Genomic DNA, 1,929 nt, shown 5'->3' with positions numbered 1-1,929 from the left:
CTTTCACGGGCTGCAGTCCGATCTGCTGTTTCGCGAAGACCTGACACCGGTGTGCAGCCGCAAGCTGTTCCACGAAGTCCTCGGCGACAAGCGGCTGTCGAAGGTGACACCGGACGACCTCAAGCACTTCACCCTGCTGCATTCCGACACCTGCACCCAGAATTGGCAGTCCTGGCTTGGTTTCGCCGGCGCCAGCTTCGTGCTCAGCGAGACCAAGAGCATCTATTTCGACTCGTGCATGATGTCCTACGAGGCAGCCAATTCCGGGATGGGCTTTGCGGTGGCCAACCGTGCCTATATGGCCAGCGACATCCGCGCCGAAAGGCTGGTGGCTCCCTTCGCCGTCCATCATCCGAACACGGCTGGCTGGTATTTTGTCTCTCCGCTGAAAGGCCTTGCCGCACGCAAGGTCCAGTTGTTCAAGCAGTGGGTCATGGCGGAAGCGGCCCTGACCCAGTCCCAGTTGGACAACGAAATCAGGGGCGAGGCTTCGACGGCTGCCTGAATCCATCCGGTGCCTACTGATGCAAAGACGATGCTGCAGCACAAAATGCAGCGACGGCCGGCACAACCTTCGGACTGACTACGCAAACGCCACCGGATCAGGCGAAAGCCCTGCCCTCCTCGGTCCGCTGGAAAAGCATCAGGTCCAACCCCAGGCTTGGCCGTCCCAGGATGGTCAAGATCGTATGCGCCTGGCCGCGATGGTGGGTCTGGTGGTTGAAGACATGGTCCAGCGCCGGCGCCAGCCTTTGCGAATGCGCATGTCCGAGACGGTCATGTAGGTGAACCGGCCCGTCAACGCCTTGTCATTGAGGCCGCCGACCCAATCGATGATCCGCCTGTCCTCGGCTTCACGCGCCGCCCGCAGGCCGGTCAACCCCCGATGCAGGATAGCGTCCAGTGTCGTCGGCGCGTCGCCCTCCCCGGTGAAGCGCTTCATCCAGATGCGGTCGGCAGTCAAAAGGTGGTTGAGCGTGCCCATCATCGAGCCGAAGAAGGCGCCGACATCGCGGTTGAATTCCTCATCATCGAGTTCGGCGGCGGCATCATAGATGCGACCGTTGGCCCATTGATTATAGGCCGCAAACATCATGAAATGCTGTCTCATGGCTTCCCTCGGCTCGCGTCGATGCGGGGCCTACCTAACCCGCACGGGAGCCGCCGCCAATGACCATTCTGCTTTATGATCTCGTCGGACGCGACAGCACACGTCCGTTCAGCCCGCATTGCTGGAAGGTGGCGATGGCGCTTGCCCACAAGGGGCTCGACATATCAACCGTACCGACGCGCTTTCTCGAGGTGCCCGCTGTCGAGGGCGGCGTTTCGAAAACCGTTCCGGTGATCCGCGACGGCGAGACAGTCCTCGCGGATTCTTTCGCCATCGCGCTCTATCTCGATGAAGCCTATCCGGACCGGCCGACGCTGTTTGGCGGTGAAGGCGGCGAGGCGATGGCGCGCTTCATCGAACGCTGGTCGCAAGTGACCATTCATCCCTACGTGACCACCGCGGCCATCATGGACCTTCATGCCATGCAGGACGCGGAAAACGCCGTCTATTTCCGCCAAAGCCGGGAGCAGCGTCTTGGCAAGAGGCTGGAGGAGGTGACGGCCGCCAGGGAGGCCGGGCTCGGCACTTTCAGAGCCTCGCTGGAGCCATTGCGCTCGATGCTCTTCTATCAGCCGTTCATCGGCGGCGCGGCGCCGCTGTTTGGCGACTATATCGTCTTCGGCGCCTTGCAATGGGCGCGCATAGCCTCGCCCTACCAATTGCTCGACGACGGCGACGTGGTGGCGCAGTGGTTCGCCCGCTGCCTCGACCTGCATGGCGGGCTGGGGCGAAAGGTCGCCGCCGCGGCTTGACGCCGTAAAGCAGTAACTTACTTGGCCGCCTTCTTTGGCTTGCCGGCCTTCGTGGCAGCCTTTGCC

General features: G+C 62.3%; 2 protein-coding genes and 1 pseudogene. 2 read left to right on the top strand and 1 reads right to left on the bottom strand.

Features of this window, described 5'->3' with window-relative positions; translation table 11 throughout:
- Positions 1 to 505, top strand: a 505-nt coding sequence (locus EN969_RS28890) for a LysR substrate-binding domain-containing protein (protein WP_245467548.1), incomplete at its 5' end; no start/stop codon positions are given.
- A 97-nt stretch (positions 506 to 602) separates the two neighbouring features.
- Here the strand turns inward: EN969_RS28890 and EN969_RS28885 are convergent.
- Positions 603 to 1,111, bottom strand: a pseudogene (locus tag EN969_RS28885) (DinB family protein).
- A 59-nt stretch (positions 1,112 to 1,170) separates the two neighbouring features.
- Between EN969_RS28885 and EN969_RS28880 the strand changes: the two are divergent.
- Entirely contained in the window at positions 1,171 to 1,863 is a 693-nt protein-coding gene (locus tag EN969_RS28880) for a glutathione S-transferase family protein (RefSeq protein ID WP_013532474.1), read from the top strand.
- Positions 1,864 to 1,929 lie beyond the last annotated feature (66 nt).

This window comes from Mesorhizobium sp. M7A.F.Ca.CA.003.01.2.1, from assembly GCF_003998945.1.
Taxonomy (GTDB): domain Bacteria; phylum Pseudomonadota; class Alphaproteobacteria; order Rhizobiales; family Rhizobiaceae; genus Mesorhizobium; species Mesorhizobium ciceri.
This window is presented reverse-complemented; position numbering and strand designations above follow the sequence as displayed.